At 53.8% G+C, this 24,197-nt stretch carries 24 protein-coding genes and 2 pseudogenes; 16 read left to right on the top strand and 10 right to left on the bottom strand.

Annotated features, from left to right (window positions below; genetic code table 11):
* Positions 1 to 69: 69 nt before the first annotated feature.
* A complete protein-coding gene (locus ALP40_RS12620; RefSeq protein WP_259640703.1) occupies positions 70 to 423 on the top strand; it encodes a hypothetical protein in 354 nt (117 codons plus the stop codon).
* 86 nt (positions 424 to 509) lie between these two features.
* Here ALP40_RS12620 and ALP40_RS12615 read toward each other — a convergent pair whose 3' ends face one another.
* Complete coding sequence (locus tag ALP40_RS12615) at positions 510 to 701, bottom strand: hypothetical protein (RefSeq protein ID WP_054071573.1); 192 nt, start codon at positions 699 to 701, stop codon at positions 510 to 512.
* Positions 702 to 1,554: 853 nt separating this feature from the next.
* On the opposite strand from ALP40_RS12615, the gene ALP40_RS12610 reads away from it, so the two are divergent.
* From ALP40_RS12610 to ALP40_RS12565, 9 genes and pseudogenes are all read left to right on the top strand, one after another.
* The gene (locus tag ALP40_RS12610; RefSeq protein WP_122208600.1) at positions 1,555 to 1,968 is read left to right on the top strand and encodes a hypothetical protein; all 414 of its coding nucleotides are present in this window, start codon (positions 1,555 to 1,557) and stop codon (positions 1,966 to 1,968) included.
* Positions 1,969 to 2,066: 98 nt separating this feature from the next.
* Entirely contained in the window at positions 2,067 to 2,687 is a 621-nt protein-coding gene (locus tag ALP40_RS12605; protein WP_122208599.1) for a tyrosine-type recombinase/integrase, read from the top strand.
* A 153-nt stretch (positions 2,688 to 2,840) separates the two neighbouring features.
* Positions 2,841 to 3,164, top strand: a complete 324-nt coding sequence (locus ALP40_RS12600) for a hypothetical protein (protein WP_122208598.1) — start codon at positions 2,841 to 2,843, stop codon at positions 3,162 to 3,164.
* A gap of 64 nt (positions 3,165 to 3,228) precedes the next feature.
* Complete coding sequence (locus ALP40_RS12595; protein WP_122208597.1) at positions 3,229 to 3,870, top strand: GIY-YIG nuclease family protein; 642 nt, start codon at positions 3,229 to 3,231, stop codon at positions 3,868 to 3,870.
* An 888-nt stretch (positions 3,871 to 4,758) separates the two neighbouring features.
* On the top strand, positions 4,759 to 5,106 hold the full coding sequence (locus tag ALP40_RS12590; protein ID WP_122208596.1) for a metalloregulator ArsR/SmtB family transcription factor: 348 nt from the start codon (positions 4,759 to 4,761) through the stop codon (positions 5,104 to 5,106).
* Between the two features lie 54 nt (positions 5,107 to 5,160).
* On the top strand, positions 5,161 to 5,631 hold the full coding sequence (locus ALP40_RS12585; RefSeq protein WP_122208595.1) for an arsenate reductase ArsC: 471 nt from the start codon (positions 5,161 to 5,163) through the stop codon (positions 5,629 to 5,631).
* Positions 5,632 to 5,642: 11 nt separating this feature from the next.
* On the top strand, positions 5,643 to 6,344 hold the full coding sequence (gene arsH / locus ALP40_RS12580) for an arsenical resistance protein ArsH (RefSeq protein WP_122208594.1): 702 nt from the start codon (positions 5,643 to 5,645) through the stop codon (positions 6,342 to 6,344).
* Positions 6,345 to 6,553: 209 nt separating this feature from the next.
* Positions 6,554 to 6,786 (top strand): annotated as a pseudogene (locus tag ALP40_RS25980) (hypothetical protein).
* 861 nt (positions 6,787 to 7,647) lie between these two features.
* Entirely contained in the window at positions 7,648 to 8,532 is an 885-nt protein-coding gene (locus ALP40_RS12565) for a gamma-glutamylcyclotransferase (RefSeq protein WP_259640701.1), read from the top strand.
* Between the two features lie 1,702 nt (positions 8,533 to 10,234).
* On the opposite strand, the gene ALP40_RS12550 is transcribed toward ALP40_RS12565, so the two are convergent.
* The 5 genes from ALP40_RS12550 to ALP40_RS12530 form a co-directional block, all read right to left on the bottom strand.
* Positions 10,235 to 10,777 carry an adenylate kinase gene (locus ALP40_RS12550; protein WP_122208641.1) on the bottom strand — a complete coding sequence of 181 codons (543 nt, stop codon included), beginning with the start codon at positions 10,775 to 10,777 and terminating at the stop codon, positions 10,235 to 10,237.
* 91 nt (positions 10,778 to 10,868) lie between these two features.
* Positions 10,869 to 11,756, bottom strand: a complete 888-nt coding sequence (locus tag ALP40_RS12545) for a serine hydrolase (RefSeq protein ID WP_122208590.1) — start codon at positions 11,754 to 11,756, stop codon at positions 10,869 to 10,871.
* 262 nt (positions 11,757 to 12,018) lie between these two features.
* The gene (locus tag ALP40_RS12540) at positions 12,019 to 12,441 is read right to left on the bottom strand and encodes a hypothetical protein (RefSeq protein ID WP_122208589.1); all 423 of its coding nucleotides are present in this window, start codon (positions 12,439 to 12,441) and stop codon (positions 12,019 to 12,021) included.
* A 401-nt stretch (positions 12,442 to 12,842) separates the two neighbouring features.
* Positions 12,843 to 13,610: a C1 family peptidase gene (locus ALP40_RS12535; protein ID WP_122208588.1), complete on the bottom strand. Its 768-nt coding sequence runs from the start codon at positions 13,608 to 13,610 to the stop codon at positions 12,843 to 12,845.
* 301 nt (positions 13,611 to 13,911) lie between these two features.
* Entirely contained in the window at positions 13,912 to 15,252 is a 1,341-nt protein-coding gene (locus tag ALP40_RS12530; protein WP_122208587.1) for a PLP-dependent aminotransferase family protein, read from the bottom strand.
* Between the two features lie 169 nt (positions 15,253 to 15,421).
* Between ALP40_RS12530 and ALP40_RS12525 the strand changes: the two genes are divergently transcribed.
* From ALP40_RS12525 to ALP40_RS12510, 4 genes are read left to right on the top strand one after another with little or no spacing between them, the layout of a single operon-like run.
* The gene (locus ALP40_RS12525; protein ID WP_122208586.1) at positions 15,422 to 16,129 is read left to right on the top strand and encodes a serine O-acetyltransferase; all 708 of its coding nucleotides are present in this window, start codon (positions 15,422 to 15,424) and stop codon (positions 16,127 to 16,129) included.
* A gap of 5 nt (positions 16,130 to 16,134) precedes the next feature.
* On the top strand, positions 16,135 to 16,920 hold the full coding sequence (locus tag ALP40_RS12520; RefSeq protein WP_122208585.1) for an alanyl-tRNA editing protein: 786 nt from the start codon (positions 16,135 to 16,137) through the stop codon (positions 16,918 to 16,920).
* Positions 16,917 to 18,122: an MFS transporter gene (locus ALP40_RS12515; protein ID WP_122208584.1), complete on the top strand. Its 1,206-nt coding sequence runs from the start codon at positions 16,917 to 16,919 to the stop codon at positions 18,120 to 18,122. Before ALP40_RS12520 ends, ALP40_RS12515 begins: the two co-directional genes overlap by 4 nt.
* The gene (locus tag ALP40_RS12510; RefSeq protein ID WP_122208583.1) at positions 18,119 to 19,012 is read left to right on the top strand and encodes a pyridoxal-phosphate dependent enzyme; all 894 of its coding nucleotides are present in this window, start codon (positions 18,119 to 18,121) and stop codon (positions 19,010 to 19,012) included. Before ALP40_RS12515 ends, ALP40_RS12510 begins: the two co-directional genes overlap by 4 nt.
* 171 nt (positions 19,013 to 19,183) lie before the next feature.
* Here ALP40_RS12510 and ALP40_RS12505 read toward each other — a convergent pair whose 3' ends face one another.
* The 3 genes from ALP40_RS12505 to ALP40_RS12495 form a co-directional block, all read right to left on the bottom strand.
* Positions 19,184 to 19,477, bottom strand: a complete 294-nt coding sequence (locus ALP40_RS12505) for a hypothetical protein (RefSeq protein ID WP_122208582.1) — start codon at positions 19,475 to 19,477, stop codon at positions 19,184 to 19,186.
* A 110-nt stretch (positions 19,478 to 19,587) separates the two neighbouring features.
* A complete protein-coding gene (locus ALP40_RS12500) occupies positions 19,588 to 20,262 on the bottom strand; it encodes an HAD family phosphatase (RefSeq protein ID WP_122208581.1) in 675 nt (224 codons plus the stop codon).
* A gap of 263 nt (positions 20,263 to 20,525) precedes the next feature.
* On the bottom strand, positions 20,526 to 20,996 hold the full coding sequence (locus ALP40_RS12495; RefSeq protein WP_122208580.1) for an Lrp/AsnC family transcriptional regulator: 471 nt from the start codon (positions 20,994 to 20,996) through the stop codon (positions 20,526 to 20,528).
* Between the two features lie 319 nt (positions 20,997 to 21,315).
* Between ALP40_RS12495 and ALP40_RS12490 the strand changes: the two genes are divergently transcribed.
* Positions 21,316 to 22,470 (top strand): cysteine desulfurase family protein, encoded by a 1,155-nt coding sequence (locus tag ALP40_RS12490; RefSeq protein WP_122208579.1) that lies wholly within the window; start codon positions 21,316 to 21,318, stop codon positions 22,468 to 22,470.
* Positions 22,471 to 22,535: 65 nt separating this feature from the next.
* Here ALP40_RS12490 and ALP40_RS12485 read toward each other — a convergent pair whose 3' ends face one another.
* Positions 22,536 to 22,790: a hypothetical protein gene (locus ALP40_RS12485; RefSeq protein ID WP_122208578.1), complete on the bottom strand. Its 255-nt coding sequence runs from the start codon at positions 22,788 to 22,790 to the stop codon at positions 22,536 to 22,538.
* Positions 22,791 to 23,951: 1,161 nt separating this feature from the next.
* Here ALP40_RS12485 and ALP40_RS12480 point away from each other — a divergent pair.
* Positions 23,952 to 24,197 (top strand): annotated as a pseudogene (locus ALP40_RS12480) (energy transducer TonB); the annotation flags it as partial.

Genomic DNA, 24,197 nt, shown 5'->3' with positions numbered 1-24,197 from the left:
TATCCTGGATCGCGGGATGCCTCCCAGCTGACAGTCGACGCATTCCACACCAGCCGAGCGACAGCCCCGATGAGCATCGATTACGAAGCATTCAAAAATCCAGAAACTACCACGCGACGTACTGATACTGATCAGAAGGAGGTCTCAACGATGATCCAACCATCAGATGCTCATAGACTGGAAATCGCTCAGGACGCATTGGGTTGCTTAATAGCGCTCCGTTCCGAGTCGATTTTCTACGAGCGGAAGAAAGCCCAGCCGAATGCTGAAATCATCAGCTTGTGGAAAGCCGAGCGAAACACCCTCTTCGACCTGACCCGCAGTTTGAACTGTAACGACCGGGATACCGTCGAGAATGTCATCGCGACCTATGGCCCCTCAGCCAGAGCGCTGTTTGATCAGGAAGGTAGTCTGAGCAGCTAGCCCTGCGTACCGGCGACCCAAAGTGCGTATCAGTTAAGGCGTTCCACTTTTACTGACAGGCGTTCAGCCACCCTGAGATGCTGCACTCAATCTGAATCGGGCGGCGTGGAGCTTCTGGCAGGTTTTGACTCCGGAATGAGTTCAGGTATCAGCTTGAGCTCTCCCGCATAGACCATGAGGGTTCCGCACCTGGTAAACGGCTTACGCCCGTTCATCGCTTCTGCAGATTTCCGTCGCAGTGCGAGCGACCACATTTTCTTCAGCCAGCTTTCACTCATAGCGTTTACTCCAGATATGGATGACGTATCCAGATTTGCCTACCGAATGCCTCCCTCAGCATCACCGGATCTACCTTTCCCTGTGCTCCCAGATGTTGTTCTCTTCTTTACCCGAGTGATCCAGGCACAGTCACCAACGGCAACTGCGCGCACTTCACAATACCGACACCATCACAGCCAACGCCGTGCTTTGTACAGCGTCGTGTTGCGGTGTTTTCTGAAAATTACCGCGCTCACTTCGCAAAATATTTTGATGATCAATTTTGTTAGGCCGATGGCGCCTGATTCTTGTGTTTATCGAGTCATTGGACGATTCCCCTGCCCCCTCCTCAACGATGCTTTTATTCATCAAGGACCAAGAAATCCAGCACCTACGTCCAGACAACTTCTCTGATCAAAATCGTCCACAACGGCGGCAACCATTTGGTAGATAAGAACTGGGACAGGGTAGGGTTTGTACTCCCGCCATAAATGGCGTCCTCACAACCGGCCTCGCTGCAGTCGTTTCACTTCCTTACGATGCCTACCGCCCTGCTCAGGGCTACGCCCCGAGACCCCATGCCAGCAACTCCCTAGAGACTTTGCTGACCGATGCCCCAGATGATTGATGACTTTATGGAGATGCCACAGCGCGCAAGCGCTTCAAGATCTATGAGCCTTTGCGCCTGCCTCCTCAATCAACAGATAGATAACCTTTAGCGCCTATAAGTTGCTGGTCACTCAAGGTCTTAAGAGCTGCAGCTTGCCCTGCGCTGCCAACACCCGACTCATGACCGGGTGCTTTAGGCCAGAAGCGGTCATCGCGATGATGCAGTACGATGCATGCCTACCGGTAGATCATTAGGGCTAACCCATGCAATTCCAGGGTTTCGTATTCGGGCATATCGAGGTTGAGATTCACAGCCGTGCATACGATCTGCATAACTTCTACCAAGCCAGCGCCATCAGTTACGACATCTTGGATCGGTCGGCTGTAGTTAGCTTTACTCGACGGAGTGACTCTTGGGTGCCGACTGAAGAAGCACGCAAGATTACTATCAGCTTCCATGAGGTTGACTACTTTTCAGCGAGTGGGCGGGATGAAAACTCGACTGACAGTGACGATAATGTTCTTCATTCGATTGGAGCGGTAGAGTCCATTGCTGAAACACAAACCTTCTACCTCACAGATAATATCCAACCAAATCATCATCTTGTCATGCGCTTCGAGTCTGGTCTGACATTACGAGTACAGGCCGTTGAAGCATGGTGCGAAATCGTTTTCTGAGCGGCGCATAACTAGGGCCCTCAACGTCTGCTTTGGGTCGGTTAGCGGCCGTTGCTTTGGTTAGCCATCCTTGTCCTTCCACATGTGGAGGACATGTCATGAGCATTATCGCTACCCGCAGCCGTCAGCCCTGGAACAAAGGGAAATTGGTTGGACAGAAACCCCCGCTACAACTGAGAGATATCTGGGCTATCCGAGTAAGGCTTCAAATTGCAGAAAGAACTCGAGATCTGGCTCTCTTCGATCTGGCTATCGATAGCAAGCTTCGGGCTTGCGACTTAACCAAGCTCCGCGTGCGCGACGTCGCTCATGGCGAGCACGTATCATCACGAGCCATGGTTATGCAGCAGAAAACGCAGCGGCCTGTGCAATTCGAGATTACTGAACAAACACGGTCCGCTCTCGCGGCCTGGATACGTCAGGCCCAGCTACGCAGCGAGGACTGCCTTTTCCCGAGCCGACTGCATAACTCAGACCATCTATCCACTCGGCAGTACGCTCGCATCGTCAAAGGCTGGGTGGAGACCGTTGGGCTTGATCCAGCCATGTATGGTACTCATACCATGAGACGTACGAAGGCGTCACTGATCTATCGCAGGACAAAGAACCTGCGGGCGGTTCAACTGCTGCTCGGCCATACGAAGCTGGAGAGCACCGTTCGATATCTGGGTATTGAGGTCGATGACGCTCTGGAGATGGCGGAACAGACTGAGGTTTGAGGTGCATAGCGACGGTCGAGATCAGACCGTCGCTAATCGACCCAAAGCAAGCAGCCGTTAGTCAAGAGCAGGGATTAGAAAAGAGTAGTCGCTCGACCTCAGCGGACCTATGCCTACCGCACGGCAACCGAACGTTAGAACTCAGGGGGAAATTTGCGCTACGGAACCATCGAGCTTACTCAGGGCAACCTCAACAACGATCATCTGTACCTGACAAGCATAATGGAGCTGTTTCCCGCCGCTTCTGTCGGTGGCAGCTCGGAAGCAAATCGCGCCTCGCAACTGCTTGAGGTTCACTCAGGCAGCGGCGCCCCCGTATTGACTGACATCGCAGATGACAAGAAAATCTTTCGTAAACGAGCGTGGGTTAGGGAGTTCTTCGCTACGCATCAACTCAAAGTGGGCGACTCAGTAGTAGTGGAGCGCACTGGGACTCTTGGCCACCACGTGTACCCCAAACGTGCAGCTGAGTTCTAACAATTCATTCAAGCCGACACCGCTTAGCGGCGCGGCTTAATTCGGGTGTTAGCTAGGGAATAGTATGAGTACAGGTTTTGTTTATGTAATGATTAACCCTGCAATGCAGGGGCTAGTAAAAATTGGATTAACCAAGAAATCATCTGGTGAACGTACAAAGGGGTTGAGAGGTACAGGAGTTCCAGACGACTTTATAGTTGTTTATGATGAGTTTCTTACTGATTGTAAGTTAATTGAAAAACGACTTCACAAAAGATTCGATGAATATCGTTATAAGCCAAACAGAGAGTTTTTTCAGATTCCCATTAGAGAAGCCATTCGGGGCGTAATGGAAGAATCTGTCGGGTTTGTTGTGCCTCGTGTCGGGGCGGACGGAGGTGTGGAAATTCTTCCTGATCTGAAGAAAAAATACCCAGGCTATCTAAAACCCGACTTTCACTCAATCAAGATTACGCATAGTGGTGGAGTGGTGTATCTTGAGTCTGTTCGTTATCGACATGCGGGTGTTAAGGACGAAATTGTTGAGCGAACCGATCTGAGCTTCATCGCTGAGGATCACGGCGATATGTTTCAAATTTCTAGAGATCCAAGAGAAAATGCGAGATTATTTGTTCATCAGCTAGATGAATACTCAATGATTCAGTGTACAGACTTGTTCACACATGATGCGTGCGTTGATATAGCACAAAGGCACGAATACGGCTAACAAAGTGCTGCTGGACAAGTTTACCGCTGCGCTCCAAATCTCCACCGAGAATCCGCACTCTTCTAGCAGGCAGCCTACCTCGTTTTGGAGATCATTCCAGTTTTCAGGAGTGCTTGATGTGATCATTGCTCTGCTTCATAACTATAAATAGACACCAATTGGTGGATAAACACTGCCAATTGGTGGGAAAAATTCTCTTGCAGGCAGCGCGGACAGCTCTGGGACGCGATTTCCGCGCCGACAACAGAGTTATGCTCCGACCCGGCAAGGCCTTTTGCCAGCGTATTGGCCGGATTGCACATAAGCTTTCAGACTAGGTGCTAGACAAGAGGGCGGCTTCATGCGGGAATCACTGAGGGGATTGCCACGCATAGGGGAATTTCACCAACTTTCTTAGACGCCCTTGAGTGGCTGCTTTTGGCCGATTGCTGCCTTTCGCGAAGGCCTGCTTGTGGTCAATCGTAGCAGGGCGATAAATCAAGACCAGGCCCAAAGTGGCCGCTCGCGACGGGAAGATTGGCCGTTTGCTGTCCTTCGCGCCAACCCAATCGGCCCTAGGGGGAGGACCACCTTTTCGGGGATTACTAAGTGAAGAGATCCATTCGGTATCAAAATCAAACTCGAGAGCAACTAATTACAAGGAGGTTTTTTTAACTTATAAATCATAGAGTTATAAGTTTTCTTATTACGTGTCATATCCCTGCAGGCCGCACCTAAGGCGACATCGATGACCTTTATTACGTGGGCCAGGCAGGGGCCGCTGAAGTGAGCCGGGCTGTTGATGAGCCGAGCTCGCAGATGGCGGACGGCTGCCAATGCCAATGCCAGGCTTGCCTTTAACATATGGATATCCGTATATTTGTTTATTCGTATGTAGATGGTGCCGCCATGATCTCCCCCCATGAAGTGTTCAAAAGCCTGGCCGATGAAACGCGCGCCCGTGCCACCTTGCTGATTGCCAGTCATGGGGAGCTCTGCGTCTGTGAATTGATGTGCGCTCTCGCGGATAGCCAGCCAAAGGTCAGCCGCCATCTTGCGCAACTGCGCAGCAGCGGGCTGCTGCTGGATCGCCGTCAGGGGCAGTGGGTCTACTACCGTTTAAATCCTGATCTACCCGCATGGGTGAAAGAGATGCTGGAGACGACTTTGCAAGCCAACGCTATTTGGCTGCAGGACAACATTTCACGCCTTCTCAACATGGAAGGTCGTCCTGTGAGTGATGTGGCCTGTTACTGACCTCTGCTGGCCACACTTTTGGCGGCACCAATCAATAAGCTGACGGAGCAACCTATGCGAGTCCTGTTCATGTGTACGGCCAACAGCTGCCGTAGCATCCTTTCAGAAGCAATGTTCAACCACTTAGCGCTGGAGGGGTTCGTGGCGGTGAGCTCTGGAAGCTTTCCCAAGGGGCAAGTGCTGCCGCGTAGTCTGACCACTTTGCAGCAAGCAGGCATTTCCACCGAGGGTTTATACAGCAAGGGGAATGATGCCTTTGAGGATGACCTGCCGGATATCGTCATTACCGTCTGCGACAGAGCGGCCGGTGAAGCCTGCCCGGTTTATTTCGGCTCGGCGCTCAAATCCCACTGGGGTCTGGAGGATCCCTCCGACGTGGTAGGCGACGAATCAACGGTTGACGCTGCGTTCAGGGCCACTCTTGCGCGCATTGAACGACGCTGCAATGCGTTTCTCGCTCTTCCCTTTGATAGCCTCAGCCGCGATGAGCTCAAATCCGAGCTCGACCGCGTCGGCGCTCTTTGACAGGAGGACATATGTCAGAGCAACTCCCTAACCTAGATTTTTCGCTGTTCAACAGCACGCAAATCTCTTCCGAGTCGATTAATCACAAGCCGCGCATCCTGCTGCTTTATGGGTCGACTCGCGAGCGATCTTTCAGCCGCCTGTTGGTTGAAGAGGCGGCGCGTCTGCTTGAACACCTGGGCGCGGAAACGCGCATCTTCAATCCCTCAGGATTGCCCCTACCCGACGACGCCCCAGTAGATCATCCTAAGGTAAAGGAACTGCGCGAGCTGGTGTTGTGGTCGGAAGGTCAGGTCTGGTGCTCTCCGGAACGACACGGTGCAATGTCTGCCGTGTTCAAGGCCCAGATCGACTGGATACCCTTGGAGCTTGGAGCCGTCCGCCCTACGCAGGGCAAGACACTTGCAGTAATGCAGGTCTGCGGCGGCTCGCAGTCTTTCAATGTTGTCAATCAATTGCGTGTGCTGGGGCGGTGGATGCGCATGTTCACCATCCCCAATCAGTCTTCGGTCCCAAAGGCATACATGGAGTTCGATGAAGCAGGCCGGATGAAGCCGTCGGCGTTTTACGACCGCGTCGTCGACGTGATGGAAGAACTGGTGAAGTTCACCGTGCTGCTGCGCGACCGTCAGGAGTTTCTGGTCGACCGTTACTCCGAACGCAAGGAAACCGCCGAACAACTCATGGCTCGCGTAAATCAGCGCTCAATTTGAGGTTAACGCTGCTGGTTGTTGGGATTGCTGTGGTGAGTTTCACTCAGATCATTCTGATGTACGTATCGGGACATTCGTTAAATGCCCCCCCACAAAAAAGCCCACCGAGGTGGGCTTTTTTGCGACTGATGGACGCCAGAAGTGCAGGGACTGGTCTACCATTATTCCCGCGTATGGTTTTCTGCCGACCGCATTCCAGGAGGTCCCCCGTGTCGTTACCCATCACCGCCCGGCAAATGAACGCCTTGAGGGCACGGCCCCCGAACTGGCGTCCTCGATCGCGTTGGCCTTTGACGCCTCGGCCGTCGAGAACCCGCACATGGCCCGACTGATCATTGAGACCACCTGCCACCGCATCCTGGCGCGTCAGCCCGGCAGTCACGAAGTCATGATTCAGCACCTGGAAACCTTCGGTGAGTTGAACTGCCTGTCGCCTGAGTAGGTGAGTGATTTCACCACCCGCTTGCGGGCGCTGGATTGATCATGCAGCGTCGTATTCCGAAAAACCTCTACGCGTCACGCACTAGAGCGGCCCCTTAAGCGACGCGCTGCTCAGCCGTCATAGCGAGACGTGGAAGTTGGCCATCCGCATCGCAGGCGTTGGTAGTCGCTGGCTCCCGGTACGCTCGCGCCGTGAGGCGTTGCGTACAAAGACCGGCCTCACGCCGGTCGGGCGGTTTGCCAAGACGGCCGTGATCCGCATGTTCCAAGTCGAGATTTACCGAAGCTGACTACACCACGGGATCTGCGCAGACTGCCTCTTGACGCCTGCTTCTGGTCGATAGCGGCCCATTGCCCGTACGGCCCAGAGGCAGCGACAGCGTTACACAGTTCCGTATTGTTACATCAAATACATAGAAACTCCCCGTGAAGTGAGCCCCATCAGCGAATTGAATCCGGCATAAGCCGGGGGACCCTGAGGACTTCCGCTGCATACGGGGCAGGGAACCCGCGCATCTTGATTAGCCGACGTTTCCACAGCTTAGTGAACTGGTGAACCCGGTGAACTCATCCAATCAGGTGGTGAACCCAAATGTTCATTCCTTCAGCTACTGATCTGCTGCCGTCAACCCGTCAACTGTCAACCAACGTCAACCGATCAGCAGCTACCAAATCCACGCGGGTTTCATGCCCCGTATGGTCAGTAAATCTCCAGGGTCCCAGCAGGTTTTGAACTCAGCCTACCACCTCACGGTTTTCTGCTAGCGCTCGCGCGATAGCGGTGCTATTGAGGTTGAAAGAACGGGCGACCTGCAAGGAAAGCAATAGTGAGTGACGAACGAGATTTACCTGTTGAAGGGGATTGCACCATCCCATCCCATCCCATCCCGTACCGGCCGACGAGCTTTCGCGTTATAGCGTTGAGAGTGACCTTCATGCTGAGCGAGACATCGCTAATTATGTCGAGGGGCAAGCTCCGGATGAGATCGTTCAGCACGTAGAGCGAATCAAAAAGGAAATCGTGCTGGGGGGTATTTATGAAATCTGGGACGTGACGACCGACAAGGATCGCTGGTGGGTTATCACAAACCTCACGAATCTTTATTCCCAGAAGCACTTCCCTACACTCGACTACACCATCTCCTTTCATATTGGGCTGATGATGAGATTAAGGAGCCGGCCTGATCGAATTGATAGCTCAGATCCAACACCGTTTGACGAAGTGTTTAGACGCATGGACCAGGCCGATGCTCGCCACGATGCTGCCGTCGAAGCAGAAGATTTCCAGGCTGTCGGCATGCTCTTGCGCGAGGCTCTGATCTCATTGATAGGTGCCATAAGGCGTTTGAGCGAAATCCCCCAAGAAGTAGATCGCCCACAAGATGCCAATTTCATCGCATGGATTGACCTGCTGATGAATCACCTGTGTGGGGGCGGAAGCAACAAGGAATTGCGTCAACATTTGAAGAACCTCTCCAAGGAGGCTTGGCAACTATCGAACTGGTTGACCCATACGAAGAGCGCGAGCAGAACGGCCTCGTCGATAGCTATCCACACTTGTCAGACTGTTGTAGGTCATATGATGCAGGTACTTAAGCGGGAGCAGCAGGATCAAACGGACCTGTGTCCGATCTGTAAGTCACGTGACGTCCGCAAGCACTTCGATATCAATATCCCGCCTGAGGGCGACTCCTATCTCAGCTGTGGCGTCTGTGACTGGCACGATCATCCAGGAGCGAATCCTTAGAAATTATTCTCGGGATCTTTTAGCCTCAAGCAGCCGTGGCCCTGTATGCCCACGTGTATGCCTGACTGAGGGGCTGTCAGCAGAGCCCTTATAAACCGGGCCTCTGACGACCCAGTTCAAACGACGCCTGGTTTGGATTGTTTCGGACGGTCCGAAAAAATTTGTAGAGAGCCAACCATTTGTGCGGGCTTTTTTGATTCTGGCGTTTTAGCTCGCAGCACCCAACCAACAAAAGCATTATCAGCTGCCACTCCCTGAAGGCAAGTTACGTTGAGGCCATGAATACGTAAAAAGCGTCATTCAGCAGGATCTGAAGGCAAAGCATCAGCGCCTCTGCAGGCCTGATCTTTTTTCAGCCAGCAGCGGCCGTACCGTCCAGAGTCACATGAACGATGCAAACCAAGGTGAAACAGCGTTACTGTCATGCCCTTCGTACTCCGCCTCACCTCGAAGGTCACTACGGCACATAGATAAACTGATCGCGGCCGGGATCGATAGCACGTTTAGCGCCCAGAAAAAGACGTTGCTGGATTCAAACGTCACCAAGGCGACGACATTAATGACCAGCACGCTGAGTATTAGAATATTGAACTTGAGGTGCCCTCGTCTGGCGGAGGCAAAGCTTTCCCAGTCATAAATCAGCCACTCATGAGAAAAGACGCCACATTCGGAGCACTTATGGGTAGGCGAGAGCTTGACGGGGATATGGCCACAGTTGGGGCACCGCATCTTCATAGCTGTAATCCCTTGCTAGGTGATGTTTCTGATTACGTTTTCTTGGCGGTGTAATATTAAAAGGTGCCCGACAGATTTAACGGCCACCGACTTTGGTGGCGAGGTTAGCAGGGCACTCTCTTTTTTTCACCCTCAAGCCCGTTAGCTACTTTTTGCTCCGTACCATTGGATCTGAAAGCGGTGGGTCGAAAACGGCTATCCTTGGACGGGTGCAACAGGCCCAACGCCTCAGTTGCCTGGCAGCGCAGGGGCGTGAAGATGGGCTAGTGCTTTAGCGCCAAAACCTGCCACCTCGCATCGGTGCGGTATGATTCAATCCGACCAAGAAACATGTTGCATCCCCTAGCCCGCCTCGTGCGGGCTGATTCCATAGGAGAGGGAAGATTTTAGCTCCCCAAGGACGAACCGGAGAATGGATGAAAGCTGACGCTAGTGATGCTCCAGCGCGCATCACCCGAAGACACCCCAAACATAGTGCTTTTTGGACGACCACGTGTCTGGTGATAGGAAGTATCACCACGGTAGGTGCGCTTCAGTTGATAAGCCGAGTTCCCAACGTCGATTCAGCTAAAAGCCAGACGATGAGCCGAACTGAAAGAGATGTGGACCTGACTCGCGCAACGGGCATGCCCACGACGCAAGGCTCCGAATCATCGTGGCTTCGGGCCTCATCGGGAATATCCTTACCAGCCAGTAGAGATAAGCAAAACGTCTTCAATGATCAGAATTTTGTTCCTAGAGGCGCAGACAATGTCGTTGCCTTTCAAATTAACTCTGCTCCTTACCAAGAGAAAGAGGCACCGAAAAAAGTAAAGTTAACGGTCGTGCGGCAAGCGCGCAGCATGAAAGATCGTGTGTGCTGGCCTTATAGGCAGGGAAGTATTGAGTTCCGAAATTGCCGCGCCTCAATCGGCCTCAAATATCGAGACTAGGCCACGTGCCTAGGCATAGTTAGGCCAAATTTTTGTTATTGCCTTACCTGCAATAGTCTTTGCATGACATCCGCCGCTACCTCGCTGGCACTGTTCAGCCCATCCACTCTCATCACTGGAGCCTTCTGCTTCAACAGCCAATCTTCGTGCCACCCCCTATTGCGTCCAGAGAAAGTTGGGACGTCATACTGCGATGCCCAATCCCTGAAGGCGACATGGATCTCGTGCATGTCGCCACCTGGCGCGATCCGATCTCCAAAGCGCTCCTTTTCACGCACGGCCAGTCGCTCAAGACGGACCGGGGTTGGTGTAACGACAAATACAATCAGGTCGGCCTCGTTAATCAACGGGTCCCCCCACCCCATGCAAGAGCCAGTCAGCACCCAATTGTCATCACCTAAGCTTTGCTGGATCAAAACCACGCGCTCCTCGGGCGGACGCTTGGTTGTATATGGGGGATCGGTAGGCATCCAATAAAAGTCATCGATATCAAGATGGCGAATGCGCAGTAAAGAGACGAGTGTGTTACCCAGCGTGGTGACGCCTGCACATGAAGCGCCTGTGATGTAAATTTTCAATTTTTGCCTCCAAGCCTGGAATTCGTTTCGCGGTGAGGCGTAAATACACTCAACCTTGCTCATTAATCGCATGCTTGTATTGGCTTGCGACTCAACATTCTTGTCGCAAAGCCCGCAGCAGTTGCTCAACAACGATCGTTTCGACAGCTCCTTGACTGGCACCTTCGTCAAACGCTGCGCAGCAAGCCGACCGGTCACCGTCGCAGATGCGGTAGACCGCAATGACGCTGCCTGGCCCGCAACCTGTATGCCCACATAGGGAGTACCCGCCGTCAATCTCGCCCTGCATCACACCCAGGCCATAGCCCGGCGTGATCCAGGGGCGTCCGGGAATCGGGCCGCCTAAAGTTCGTGCAGTCTGCATTTCCTGAAGCAGGCCTGTGGAAAGCAAGTCTGCGCAGAAGAGGCGATCCAAAAACAGTGCTGCTTGCGAGATTGGGCCGATCAACAGGCCGTGATAAACCCAGGCGGGGTCATAATGCGCGGCACTTCCAGGACGGGTCGCTTGTAAGTCTGAAGGGGTTTTAGCAAAGCGAACGTTCGATAGACCCAAAGGTGAAAGCGCCCGTTGAATCACCGCGTCATCAAGCGTCAGATCAGTGAGCCGCTCAATGAGCCTACCGATGAGCATGTAGCCAACGTTCGAGTAATGCCAACCGGCTCCGGGGCTGTATCGAAGCCGAGTACCATCAAGACGCTGCATCATTTCATCGGCCGACCAGGCGTGCTCGCTGTTCGCAACGGCGGCGTGATACTCCGCAAGCTCCCCGTAATCCGCCAGGCCTGCCTCATGCCGCAACAGCTGGCGTAGTGTGAAAGGCTGATCAAGGATCGGTTCGTCCAATCCGATCAGCCCGTCACGGACCAAAGAAAGAACTGTCGCAGCCAAGACCGTTTTCGTAAAACTCCACCAGGGGGCGATAAGCTCAATTGGGTCAGGGGTGTGTAGCTGATTCCTTGATACGAGTGAAATGAGCATTGGCGTCCTTGCTGTGTTGGGCGGATCGACGGCTCAACACGATATATCAATCGCTCTTCATAGCCAGAGAGACGTCAGCCGCTTGTGTTTTGGACGAGTGCTCTGGTCTTGAGCAAATACAGGTGGGAGAAAATGACGCAGGACGAGCCTGGCCATATTGACCGGTAATTTTGATTGCAGAGCCGACGGCAAGCACAAGCTGATTACGCTTGCGCCCGCCCTCTCATGCAGTTGAAAAAGAACTTTGGTCAGCTCCAACCACTCACCGCCCGTTGTTAGTCGTCGTCTGCCCACCGTATATATTTGAACGGCTTCGCGAGGAGCTGCCGTCGCTGTACGAGGTGTTTTGCCCACCCGAGTAGTTGGAGGAACTTCGGGACGAGGAGCCGTCGCTGTAGCTGGTGTTCTGACCGCCCGAGTTATTCGCGGTGCTTCTGGATGACGATCCGTCGCTGAACGTCGTGTTCAAGCCACCCGAATTGTTACTGGCACTTCTGGAGGTACGACCGTCGCTGTAAACGGTGTTTTGCCCACCGGAATTGTTGAAGCTGCTTTTGGAAGTCGTGCCGTCATCGTAAGTGCAGTTATAGCCGCCATAAATATTGGAGCTGCACGAATCTGCAAACGCGTTAGACAGCGTAGCGGCAATCAGGATGGAACCTAACAGAACAGCCTTGAACTTCATGAACAGTCCTTACGAGCAGCGTCGTAAAAGATGTAGTTGGCTCGCGCCGCATGCACTGAATGCGTGCGCTCTATCAATCTCGCTTATGAAAATATTGAAGTATGGATGCGATAGACTCCTTGCCAGGCTCGGAAGAATGCAACCTATGGCCTAGTGACATCATAGACAGAGGTTTCGAAGTCTAGTTTCGTAGTCTTTAAAAAGTATTTTAGAAGAACCCGGCCAACCTCCGTGCAGCCAGCCGGACGTAGATAAGCTGTCTGTCGCCTATTTATAGTGCTCAAGCCGCACTCATGTGCGATGCAAGGTTCGGGCGCCGATTGATTCTAGGCGGGTGCGGCGTATGCGTTCACATCACTCAGGTGTGCAGAGTGGAAACCTGCACACCCCGTCGCACGTGCTTATCCCGCCACAACCCTGATCGTCCAGAAGTCCGACGCCAGATTAGGGTCCATCAGGTAGCTGTACGGCATGGTGAAGTAACCATGCATACCCCATTTGGCGCCCCACGAGTTGCGCAGGATGAAGACCTGCTTCGCATCGTCGTAGCCCACCGTAAGCACACAATGGCCACCCAGCAGTTTTTCATGAGGCGCGGGCATCGGCACAACACCGGTCTTGGCAACTTCCTCGCTTTCAAGACTCTCATAGACGCCGAAGCCTATGACGAAGGGGTATCCATCGGCCAGACAGCCTTTCATCTGGTTCAGGTTCTGGGCAACTTTCTGGTAGGAGACTGCTTTGTATCGTTTGGCGTGGGCATAACAGGCTTTGGTTGGTTTGACGGTGAACTTGGTGATGTCGTACGGCCATTCGGCTTCATCGCAGTCGCCTTGTTCGGCAACGCTTTTGATGCCGTGGCGAATCATCGCCCCGCTGTCCGATTCCACCGTGTGCTCAATGACGCGTTCGTTGTAATAGATAAACAGCCTGGAAGGCGCAAAAGCCGGGACAAGCTTTTGCTTCATACGGTCGAACTGAATGGCGGCTGCGATCCCGTTTGCCGTGCAGCTGCCCAACTGACCTTGGTCGTAGACCTTGGGACAATGAGGACGAAGGTCCACATGTCGCGGCAGCGAGGACAGCTGTTCTGCGGGGGCTGCGTATAAATGATCACGATGATCCGGTACGTCACGAATCCAGCCGTATTGTTTTACGGTATAAGTCATCTTTCACTTCTCCACTTAAACGCACACTGCTTGATTAGCCATCCGCAATAGCAAAACACGCTAATTGGAATTGGCCATCATTGATGGCTGACCAATATTTTTTACTGAGCTTATTAATCAGACATCAGTTTTTTATGAGGAGGGGTGAAGATTTATTTAGAAGGAATCATTGGCAGGCATAACGAACACTGTCAAAGCGACACATGATGACTACAATAAAACAGGTAACTGTTTGATGTGTAATGAGCTATTAGAACGTGCCATACGCATCTCGCCCCCACTCGATCAGGGTAGCAACGCATCACACCGAGAAATGACTCTCAAACGTCGCTGAAAAATGCGAACAGTTGAGGCGAACGAATGCGCGGTAATCTCGCGTCACTGAGAACGACGAGCCCGGCATCAACAGGATTTTCTGCTTTTCGAGTTTGCTTACGAAATCCTGCGTATCAGAAATTTCCGGGTGGCGTGCCCATACGAACATGCCGCCCTCCGGTGCTATTTCGAACTGCCAGCCGCGCCCGAGCAGGCAACGTTGCGTCAAAGCCTGCTGGGTCACGAGTTTCTGCTGGACGTTCTTCATGTGCCCAGCGTAAGTGCCGTCGGCCAGAATGGTGTTCACGAACCGCTCGCAAAAAGCAGGTACGGCGACGCAGGTCAACAGCTTCAAACGCACCAGTGGCTCAATCAATACTTGCGCGCAGGCGATGTAGCCCACACGCAGTGATGCCGACAGGCACTTGGAAAAGCTGCCGATGTAGATGACACGATCCAGGTTATCCAACTCTGCAAATGTCTGCCGAGTTGTCGGGCTGAAATCACCGTAGACGTCGTCTTCCACTACAAAGAAATCGTGCTCGACGGCCAGACGTAGAACTTTGAAAGCATTGTGCGGGCTGATGTTGCCGCCAGTAGGATTGTGAAAAGTACTGTTGCAGAAAAACGCTCTGACCGAATGTTTGAGCAGATAGCGCTCCATTTCCTCGATATCCGGGCCCTCGCGGGTCCTTCGAACGCCTACCGCATGACCGCCAGCAAGCTGAATCAGTTTGATCAGGTTACCGTTTCCCGGTTCGTCGACGAAAACATGATCGCCCGGCTCGATGAGTAAACGAGCGATCAGATCGAGGCCCTGCGTGGCACCCAGCGTGGTCAATATTTGGTCAGGCCGGATCTCTATACGGGTAAGGTTTTTCAACAGCACGCAAAGCTGTTTTCGTAATGGCAGGAATCCATGAATGTCGCCGTACTCAGCTAGAGAACTCTGCTCCAGACGCGCCGTTCTACGAATGGCTTTGGCCAACAGCGCCGTATCCCGCCATGCAGGAGGCAGCCACCCGCAGCCTAGCTTCGTGTAGGTCGGGCCTGCCTGCAGCAGTTTGAACAGCGGATCACCCTCTGTGCATTCAGGCTCTCGCCATACGCTACCCGGCCCTCCGCCATGAGCGACGAAATAACCGCGCCCAGGCTGCGAAGCCAATAGACCTTCACTCACCAGACGCCCATAGGCCGAGACCACGTTGTGGTAGCTCACTCCGGCGCTGGAAGCCAGTTTCCGGATTGAAGGCAAACGCTCTCCAGACGACCAGTCGCCAGCCTTAAGGCGTTGTTTGAGGGTGTCGTAAAAGCTATCGGGAAGCATGACGGGGCCACAGAACTGTTAGGAAAATGAGTCTAACAGTTGATGAAAAAACGTGTCGACTGTGTGCCCGCTCAGATCGTGCAAGTGTGAATATTCATCGTGCACATGGGGCAATTCACTGCTCGAAAACAAACGTTACAACATAGTACGGATATTAAGGCAATACGGTATGGAAACACTGTCCACGCTGGTTCATAGAACCCTCCGCCATTACGACCAGGAAGCCTTGCTTTACGTTAAAAACCTGGTCACTTCAGCCTTGCTGGAATGCTGCTCGGTCGAAGAACTTAAAGAGCTGCAACAAACCGACTCTGTTAACTACATTGCCGAAAAGTCCTACGAAGACCTACTAGTATTCTCACAAAAAGATCCAGCTGCGGGAGGCGACCCTTTATATATTGCAAAAAATTACACCTCATATGCAGCCGTTCTGCATTATCGAGTTGCACATTGGGTACATATGAACCACCGACCCAATGCCTGTCACTCTGCGGCACAGTCGCTCGCCGCAAGTATCTCCCGACGCGGAAAGATGCTGTCAGGCGCAGAAATCGATTTTCGTAGCCGCATAGGTTCCAGATTCGTGATTGATCACGGCGTAGGCACGGTGATCGGTGAAACGACTGTCATCGGTAATGACTGTTACATCCTCGGAGGGGTCATCCTGGGCGCTCGCGGTATCAGCAGCAACGGCGCAGTACCTCGCCATCCCAAAATCGGCAACCACTTACAAATAGGTGCTTTCGCCAATGTACTCGGCAACGTGAGCGTGGGTGATGGGGCGTTCATTGGCCCAGGCTGCGTTATTACCAGAGATGTTCCATCTGGCGCTCGAGTTCAGGTGAAGACATCGCTACAAGTACAACTACCAGAGTGAGCGGTATGGAAGACAACTTTGAAATGCTGCGCAGCACACAAAAATTGTATTACAACGATCAATACCTTATGTCATCAATCGTCAATATCGTTCGTATTCACTCTGGAGCGGTAGAACTCGACGCTACCGTCGCGTATCCGGAGGGTGGAGGTCAGGAGGCGGACTCCGGCACGATAGAATGTCCTGCGGGAACCCTGCGATTTGTAGGTGCAAAAAAACTCTACGGCACGCCTATCCACTTGCAGGGTTTCAAAGGCGGCAAACTGGGCGGGATTATTCTTCATGTTATCCACCCGGCCGACTTGCATTTACTGGACATCCTTGCTGAAGGCATGCGCGTCCGAATCAGGATAGATGCCTTGCGCAGAGAGCGTCTGACACTGGCACATAGCGCCAGTCACTTCCTCTATGCGGCAGCAACGGGCGTGCGTGAAGAGCTAAAACAATGGACCACCGGTTGCCATATCAAGGAAGACTCTGCCCGCTTTGATTTTTTGGTTGAAGACCCTTTCAGTGCCGACGAAATCCATACAATCGAATCGCAGGCAAACTATCTAATAAGCCTAAATCAGGCGATCGGACATAACGCCGTCCAAGGGTTCGAAGACGCACGCATGTGGAGTTACGAAGGTATTCAGATCCCGTGCGGCGGGACCCATCTGGACAGGCCGCAAAGGATCGGGAATTTAAAGATCCGCCGTAAGCGGTTGGGCAAAGGAAAAGAGCGCCTGATCTGTGAGTTTCCCGATGCTGTAATCGATACATCGCACTACCATGAGCGCGACTTATGACTTCCGGATTACCACGCAGGACCTATCTATACTTTGCCGCCCAGTCCATTAACCTCACGACTGCCGTGATGTCAGTGACTATGGCCGCAATTGTCGGTTCGATCCTCGCGCCAGCAATCACTCTTTCAACGGTTCCCTACGGTTTTCAGTTTCTGTTCTTATTGATGGCGACGTACCCTGCTTCGTGGCTGATGAGCCGCTTGGGCAGAAAAAGATGTTTTCTGCTGGGTACGATCCCGTTGGCGCTGTCCGGGGTGGTTGGCTATTGGGGAGTTCAGGAAAACAGTTTTTTCTTGTTGATCATCAGTCATTCCTCGCTAGGTGTTTACATAGCGTTTGCCAATTTCAACCGGTTCGCGGCAACTGACAACCTTGATCAGAAGCTCAAACCCAGAGCGCTGTCCTTGGTCGTAGCGGGAGGCGTAATCGCGGCGGTAGCGGGACCAGCGCTGACTGAGCGACTAAGGGATCTGAACGGCTTTCAAGCCTTCTCACTGTGTTACGCGGCTTTCATAGGCCTCGCGCTCATCTCGGCTGTAATAACGCTCTGCCTGCCCAGCGACCCTTCAACGCCTTACATAAGTCATAGGTCTGAAGCTGAAGAAAAGAATAAGCCCTTAGGCCGCGTAATAGTGATTGCCATGACCGTGGCAGCTTTAGGATACGGGATCATGAATGTGCTGATGATTCAGGCATCTATGCACATGAAGCATATGCACCACGAATTCTCGGACGTCAGGCTAGCCATCCAGTGGCATGTGATCGCCATGTTCGCCCCCTCATTCATAACTGGCGCGATCATTCAGAAGCTTGGCATCAAACTTACAATCTGCTCCGGGCTGGTAATGCTCACCCTCTGTGCGGCGATCAATATTGGTTCAGGCACCTACACAGCGATGACTCTCTCATTGATCATTCTAGGGCTGGGCTGGAACCTGACCTATGTCGGAGGAGGTGCGCTGCTTACAGAATCTCTGGCAAACAACCCGCACGCTTTTCTGGTTCAAGGAAAGAACGATTTGGCTATCGCCACCTGCGCAACGCTGGGGGCTTTTTCTCCCTCACTACTGCTTGTCTACGTCGGCTGGGACGGCACCAATTTTATTTGCATGGTGCTTTCCTTGGGATTGTTGGTCGTCACCTGCGCTTCGCTGAACAGCATCGCTGCAAAGGGTTCGCGTCCCAAGGAGTCGGGCCCATGAGCGGGCTGGTCAAAAGCGGTGATCGTATTTTTACCAAGATGGAGATGAATAATCCTGGCGGCAGTCACAAGTTCCGGGCAGCCGACTTCATTATTCGGATGGCATTGCGTCGCGGAGAAATTTTACCTGGCGTGACGACCGTCATTGAAAAGACGGGCGGGAATTTTGGCTTCGGGCTTATCGCAGCCTGCCATAAGCATGGCATTCCAATAGAACTGGCCGTGGGCTTGAGTTTCAGCGAGACCAAGCGAAACCTACTGGAGTGTTTCGGCGCAAAGTTGATCGGCAAGAGCATGCTGGCTGCGGGCTCTTCACCCAAAGAGGTCGTGAGCTTTCATCTGGAGCATCAGGCGGCTCTGGGAAAATCATATTTCTATACTGACCAGTTCGGAAATCATGCAGGTATTGACGCCCATCGTTATCAGACGGCACCAGAACTCGCACATCAGTTACGCGAAAGCCGTGCAGGCAAGAAACTGCTTTTCATCGGCTGCGCCGGAACCGGAGCCAGTTTTACCGGCATCACGCTCGGCTTGATGGATCAAGGATTCGACGTTTCGACGATAATGGTCGAACCCTCAGGATGTGATTCCAAAGGGGGGATCTTCTCGGAGCACCGTTTTGAGGGCATGGCAGTTGGCGTCCCGCCGCCTTTCATTGACTGGTCTTTAGTACACAACCGTAATCATGTGGAGTTAACCGAGATGTTAGAGGCTCAGCGTTGGTTCTACCTGCAGAATGGCACCTTCGTGGGTAATACCGCAGCCGCATGCCTGGCAGTGGCAAGACGTTTGGCTCATGTTGCCGAGTACGCGGACTGGTCGATAGTCACCATCGCTTACGACACAGGCCTTTGGTATCAAGACCTGCAGAATTCACTGAAAAGCTGATTGCTGTGTATTTTTTGATCAAGCCAACCCTCATCACAACATGCAAGTTGCTGATGGATGCGTTCTGTGTGAGGCAGCCTGTCGACATTTCGATTTGCCAGGCCGCCGGCGCCTGCCACAGTGAACTGTGAGGTTGTCGGCAAGCTTTGACATGAGCTTGTATCAGGGCAACTACTGATAAGTATCCACATCCTCAGCCGGATAAAACTCACCCTCTCTCCCCTCCAGCCGCTCACGCACGATTACCTCGACGCTGGCCACGGCAGCCTTGTCGTCCGGGTTCACCAACTGCAAGCACAGGCGGCGGGCATTTTGATCGTGGGTGCCTTCGCTGAGCATGTCGTGGGTGACGACCTGTTGGCCGCGCCACAGGCATAACTGGGTATGAGTACCGCCGAGCCAGATTTCGTTGATTGAATCAAGGTCGGTGGTCGCCAGTTGGTCCACGGTGATGGTCTTGTCCATTGCGATGCTCCTTTAAGTGAGTCGATACAGGTCTGACGCACAAGCGCAGCGGGTCGTTCCCGGTATCGACCAAGAGGTAAGCGACGAGCGGGTGCCTGTATGCGCCGCCATCACGGCCTCGAAGCAATCTCGTCCAGATGCTCAAGCAGATCCTGAGCGTCCTCGTACACCCTCAACGCTCCTGCCCGTTCCAGCTCACCAATGTCGTAGCCGCCGGAGAGCAGGCCGATGCCTGTTGCCTTGCAGCGTCGGGCGGCGAGCATGTCCCAGATGGCGTCGCCGATTACCAGACACTCGTCGATGGGCACCTTCATGTGTTTCGCGGCGGCCAGGAACAGGTCCGGGTCAGGCTTGCCGTAGTGGACGTCGTCGCGGGTGATGATGTTGATTTTGTCGGCTTCTAGTCCAAGCGCCTTGAGGTTGATCGTGGCCGTATCGACGCCGCCGCTGGTGGCTATGCACCATTGCAGGCCCTCTTGGGTGAGGGTTTCGAGAAGCTTGACGGCACCGGGCAGCGCGATGATTTGGCCCTGAAGCCGCTCGTAGGCACGGGCATGCTTTTCGCTGAGGCGCTCGGCCTGTTCCTTGCTGATGTCCAGGCCGGTTTCACGGGACAGGGATTTCAGCATCAGGCCGCCGCTCATGCCGATCTTGCGGTGGATGCGCCACATGGCGAGCGGGATGTCTTCCGAGTCGAGCGCTTCCTTCCAGGCCGCCACGTTTTGATAAACGCTGTCTGTCAGCGTCCCGTCCAGGTCGAATATGAATGAGGTCTGCGGGCGCATAGGAGTTCTCTTCTAAATAATGATCATGAACAGGGCAGCAGGCGTGCATCCCTGGCTCCTGACGCCTCGACGCCGAAAACGCCGACTCGTCGAGCGAGGTTCTGGATGCTGTGATGTACGAAAGGCAGGCGCGTCGCGTCGGATTTCTGAAGCTGCGACGCTGCACTCGGCCAACATCGACTCCTGATGTGACGGAACCCGACCCCATTGGTTCGTTTGCATTTATCCGCCATGACAGAGATGCGTGCGAAAACGGGTCAGCCTCACCCACCAAATGACGCGTACCGCAGGGGCAGCCCTGTGGTGAATTTGATCTGCTCCATTGCGAAGCTGGAGCTGACGTCGGTGATGCCGGGGATACTGATCAGTTGCTTGTACACCGCGTCGTACCCCGCAATGTCGGCAACGACAATGCGCAGCAGGTAGTCGGTGTCGCCCGCCATGCGATAGCACTCGACCACTTCGGGCAGATCGCCCACGGCAGTGTGGAATTGTTCAAGCCAGGCGGCGTTGTGCTGGTTGGTGCGGATGGCGGCGAAGACGCTGACGGAAACGTTGAGGCGCTGCGGATTGAGCAAGGCGACACGGCGGTCGATGATGCCGGTCTCTTCAAGTTTCTGAATGCGTCGCCAGCAGGCAGTGCTGCCCAGGCCGATGCGTTCGGCGATGTCCGCGACAGAGCGCGTGCAGTCAGTTTGCAGGCTGTCGAGGATGGCTCGGTCGAACTTGTCCATGTGGGGTCCTGTGGTTCGGGGGCGGGCTCTGTATCGGACGCGGAGCATCCTGGGCGGCGTTACCACGCAGAACGTGGGCATGCATCCGTGACGCTCCGCGTCACATGTGCGCCGCAGTACGACCGGTATTTACGCGCTAATTGGCATAAAACTAACCTCCGCCAATCGACTTGTAAAATTTTAATCACCAAAAATAGCTTAAAGCCGAATTATTTTTCACCTACAGCCAGTCAGTCCGTACAAATATCAAAAATTTTTCGCGTCGGCGTCGGTAATCTTTCAATCATCAACCTTGACCCGATAACCAAGCGAATTGCCCATGACCACGACTGCCCTTTATCTGGATTACGCCGCCACCACGCCTGTCGATGAGCAGGTCATTGAAGCGATGGTTGCCTGTATGGGGCGCGAAGGGCATTTCGGTAATCCGGCGTCCAGCGGGCATGGTTATGGTCAGGTGGCGCGGCAGGCCGTCGAGCAGGCGCGGCGTCAGGTGGCGGACGCCGTAGGCGCGCCTGCCGATACCGTGATCTGGACGTCAGGCGCGACCGAATCCAACAATCTGGCGATCAAAGGCATTGCGCACGACAGCACGGCGCAGCGCCGGCACATCATTACCAGCGCCATTGAACACAAGGCCGTGATCGATACGGTGAAAACCCTGGAGCGCCAAGGCTTTCCTGTGACTTGGCTGCAACCTGACGCCAATGGCCTGATCCAGCCGCAGGCCGTGCAGGCGGCGTTGCGTGAGGACACGCTGCTGGTGTCGTTGATGCTGGTGAACAACGAGCTGGGCACGCTGACGGATATCGCGAGCATCGGCACGCTGGTGCGTGAACATGGGGCACTGTTTCACGTAGACGCGGCGCAGGCAGTCGGCAAGGTCAACGTGGATCTGGCGAGCCTGGCAGTCGATCTGATGTCGTTCTCGGCTCACAAGGCGTACGGTCCGAAAGGTATCGGTGCGCTGTATGTAGGCCCGCGTGCGCATTCGTTGTTGCAGGCGCAGATCCACGGCGGTGGCCATGAGGGCGGGTTCCGCTCCGGTACGCTGGCGACGCATCAGATTGTCGGCATGGGCGAAGCCTTTGCGCTGGCGGTGGGCAAAGCCGATGCGGAAAACCGTCGTATTGCAGAATTGAGCAGTCACCTGCGTGAGGGGCTATTGGCCCTGCCCGACGTACAACTTAACGGCTGCCCCGACCATCGCATTCCGCACACTTTGAATCTGTGCATCACGCGCAGCGGATTCACCAGTGCGCAGCTGTCGCACGCCCTCGCGCTGTCTTCAACATCGGCCTGTAACTCGGCAAGCAATGCACCGTCCCACGTCCTGCTTGCCTTGGGGCTTGAAACCTACAAAGCACTGGCCAGCGTGCGCGTCAGCCTGGGTCGCTATACCACGCACGCCGATGTCGAACGCGCCATCGAGGTGTTCAGCAAGGCGCTCAGCGCGCCAGCTGCGTTCTGGTAATTCCAGCCTTCACCGCCAACAGCTCAACGTCTCGTCATAGGGGCGCTTGAGCTGCACAGCTTCAATTAGCCCGGCGAGACGCCCCCGCCCTCATCCGCCACGATATCCGGATCATCCGAATACACTTCGGGCTCATCATCTTCGTAAGCTTCGTCCTCTTGAGTGCGCTCCAGCACCTCGTCGCCGTGCGCCGGCCCTGCTCCTGGCCTGTTTGCATTCATATTCAGCACCGGATCGGCTTCGCGGTCGTACTGGCCTAGCTGCGGACTGGCAGGATCTTCCTTGGGCACTTCGTTTGTCAGGATGAAATCGGTTGTCATGTCGGCCACCTCTTTTGTCTTGCCAAAGAAAGTGGACGCGCCTGAGCGCTGAGGGTTCGATCCAAGTGACAAGCGCCGCTCAGCCGAGCGTTTCCGGGCCTTTGTAATCTTCATGATACAAAAAGACACAATTGGCACAGATCTTCCAAGTGGAACAGTCGTGCCATGAACCAGTGGCATGTGCTGCACAAAGGGGGTGCCCATACGCACCAACGTGCAGTTTTCGGACGCTGAGTCGTCCACTAACAGTGCAACGCCAGACCACAAGTCGTGTGCCTTGCCAGGAAAGGAGTCTATCCATGCCGCATCCAGCTCATGCCAGACCACCGCAACGCCTATCACGGCTTCAAATGGCTACGCTCGCAATGAGCTCGTCCGCTGTCATGGCTTCATGTTTGACCATACCGACGTACCCGTCCGACTGATCCAAAACACAACGCGTCAGCTTTGGTTGAATAACTGAACAACCTGGTTCTGCCTTATCGGTTAGGGCTGCGGAGTGCTGTGTGCCATCCATCAACTAATAACGGAAATTCTCGCCACCTCACGTATTGCTCGACCCTTTATTTCAGCCAACATCACTTAGCCACTCTACGATCCAGTGGTGAGCTTTATATTTAGATCGACCTGCAATCCTTTAACAACCGGAGCATCTTTTCGTGAACAAATAACAAACTAACGCACCAACTTGAATCGAACCATACAGTCTTGGTGCATGTGATTTTATGACCGACTGGTCATGTATTTTTCAATTCGTCTGACGACTCAGAGGGGTGTACTTCGCCCTCTAGATGGGTACAGACACTGTTCATTTGAAGGCCATTCCAACCGAAACAACCTTCAATCGAAAAAAAGGTACAGGAATGCGACATCCGCTCTGGAACGAGGCATGTAGGCATCACACCCGTCAGTTTTGGCACACGGGTTGCAAAGCCAGATTGTTATCAAGCATCAAGTTTGCTTGGCGTGGACACAACTAATAAGCAAGGATTTGCTATGCCATCGCCCTGAGTGAAGTCGCGACTTACCCAATCGAACCTGCGCCTCCCGCAGGCTCCGCGGTGTCGTGTGTTTAGCAGAATGTACAGGTCTCCATCATTCGAACATTCGCCAATGTTTGAACGGACTTTTATTGCCCTTCAACTACCCGAGGGAGCGTTAATGAATGATGCGGTAATAATGAAAGCGGTTCCTGCTCCACCGCCGGAGGAAAGTCCGACGGTGTGGCAGAGCATTCCCTTCAAGGCCAATACTTCGCGACCTGGCGGCCTGAAAAAATCGCACGTGTTCGTGTTGATCGCAGCGTCGGTACTTATTCACGGTGCCGTGTGGTGGTACATGCAAAATGCCGAGCCGCAAGTACCGGAAGTTCCGCCACAAGTTCCGGAAATGACCATTGAACTGACC

Origin of the sequence: Pseudomonas viridiflava (assembly GCF_003702045.1) — a bacterium.
Lineage (GTDB): Bacteria > Pseudomonadota > Gammaproteobacteria > Pseudomonadales > Pseudomonadaceae > Aquipseudomonas > Aquipseudomonas viridiflava_C.
This window is presented reverse-complemented; position numbering and strand designations above follow the sequence as displayed.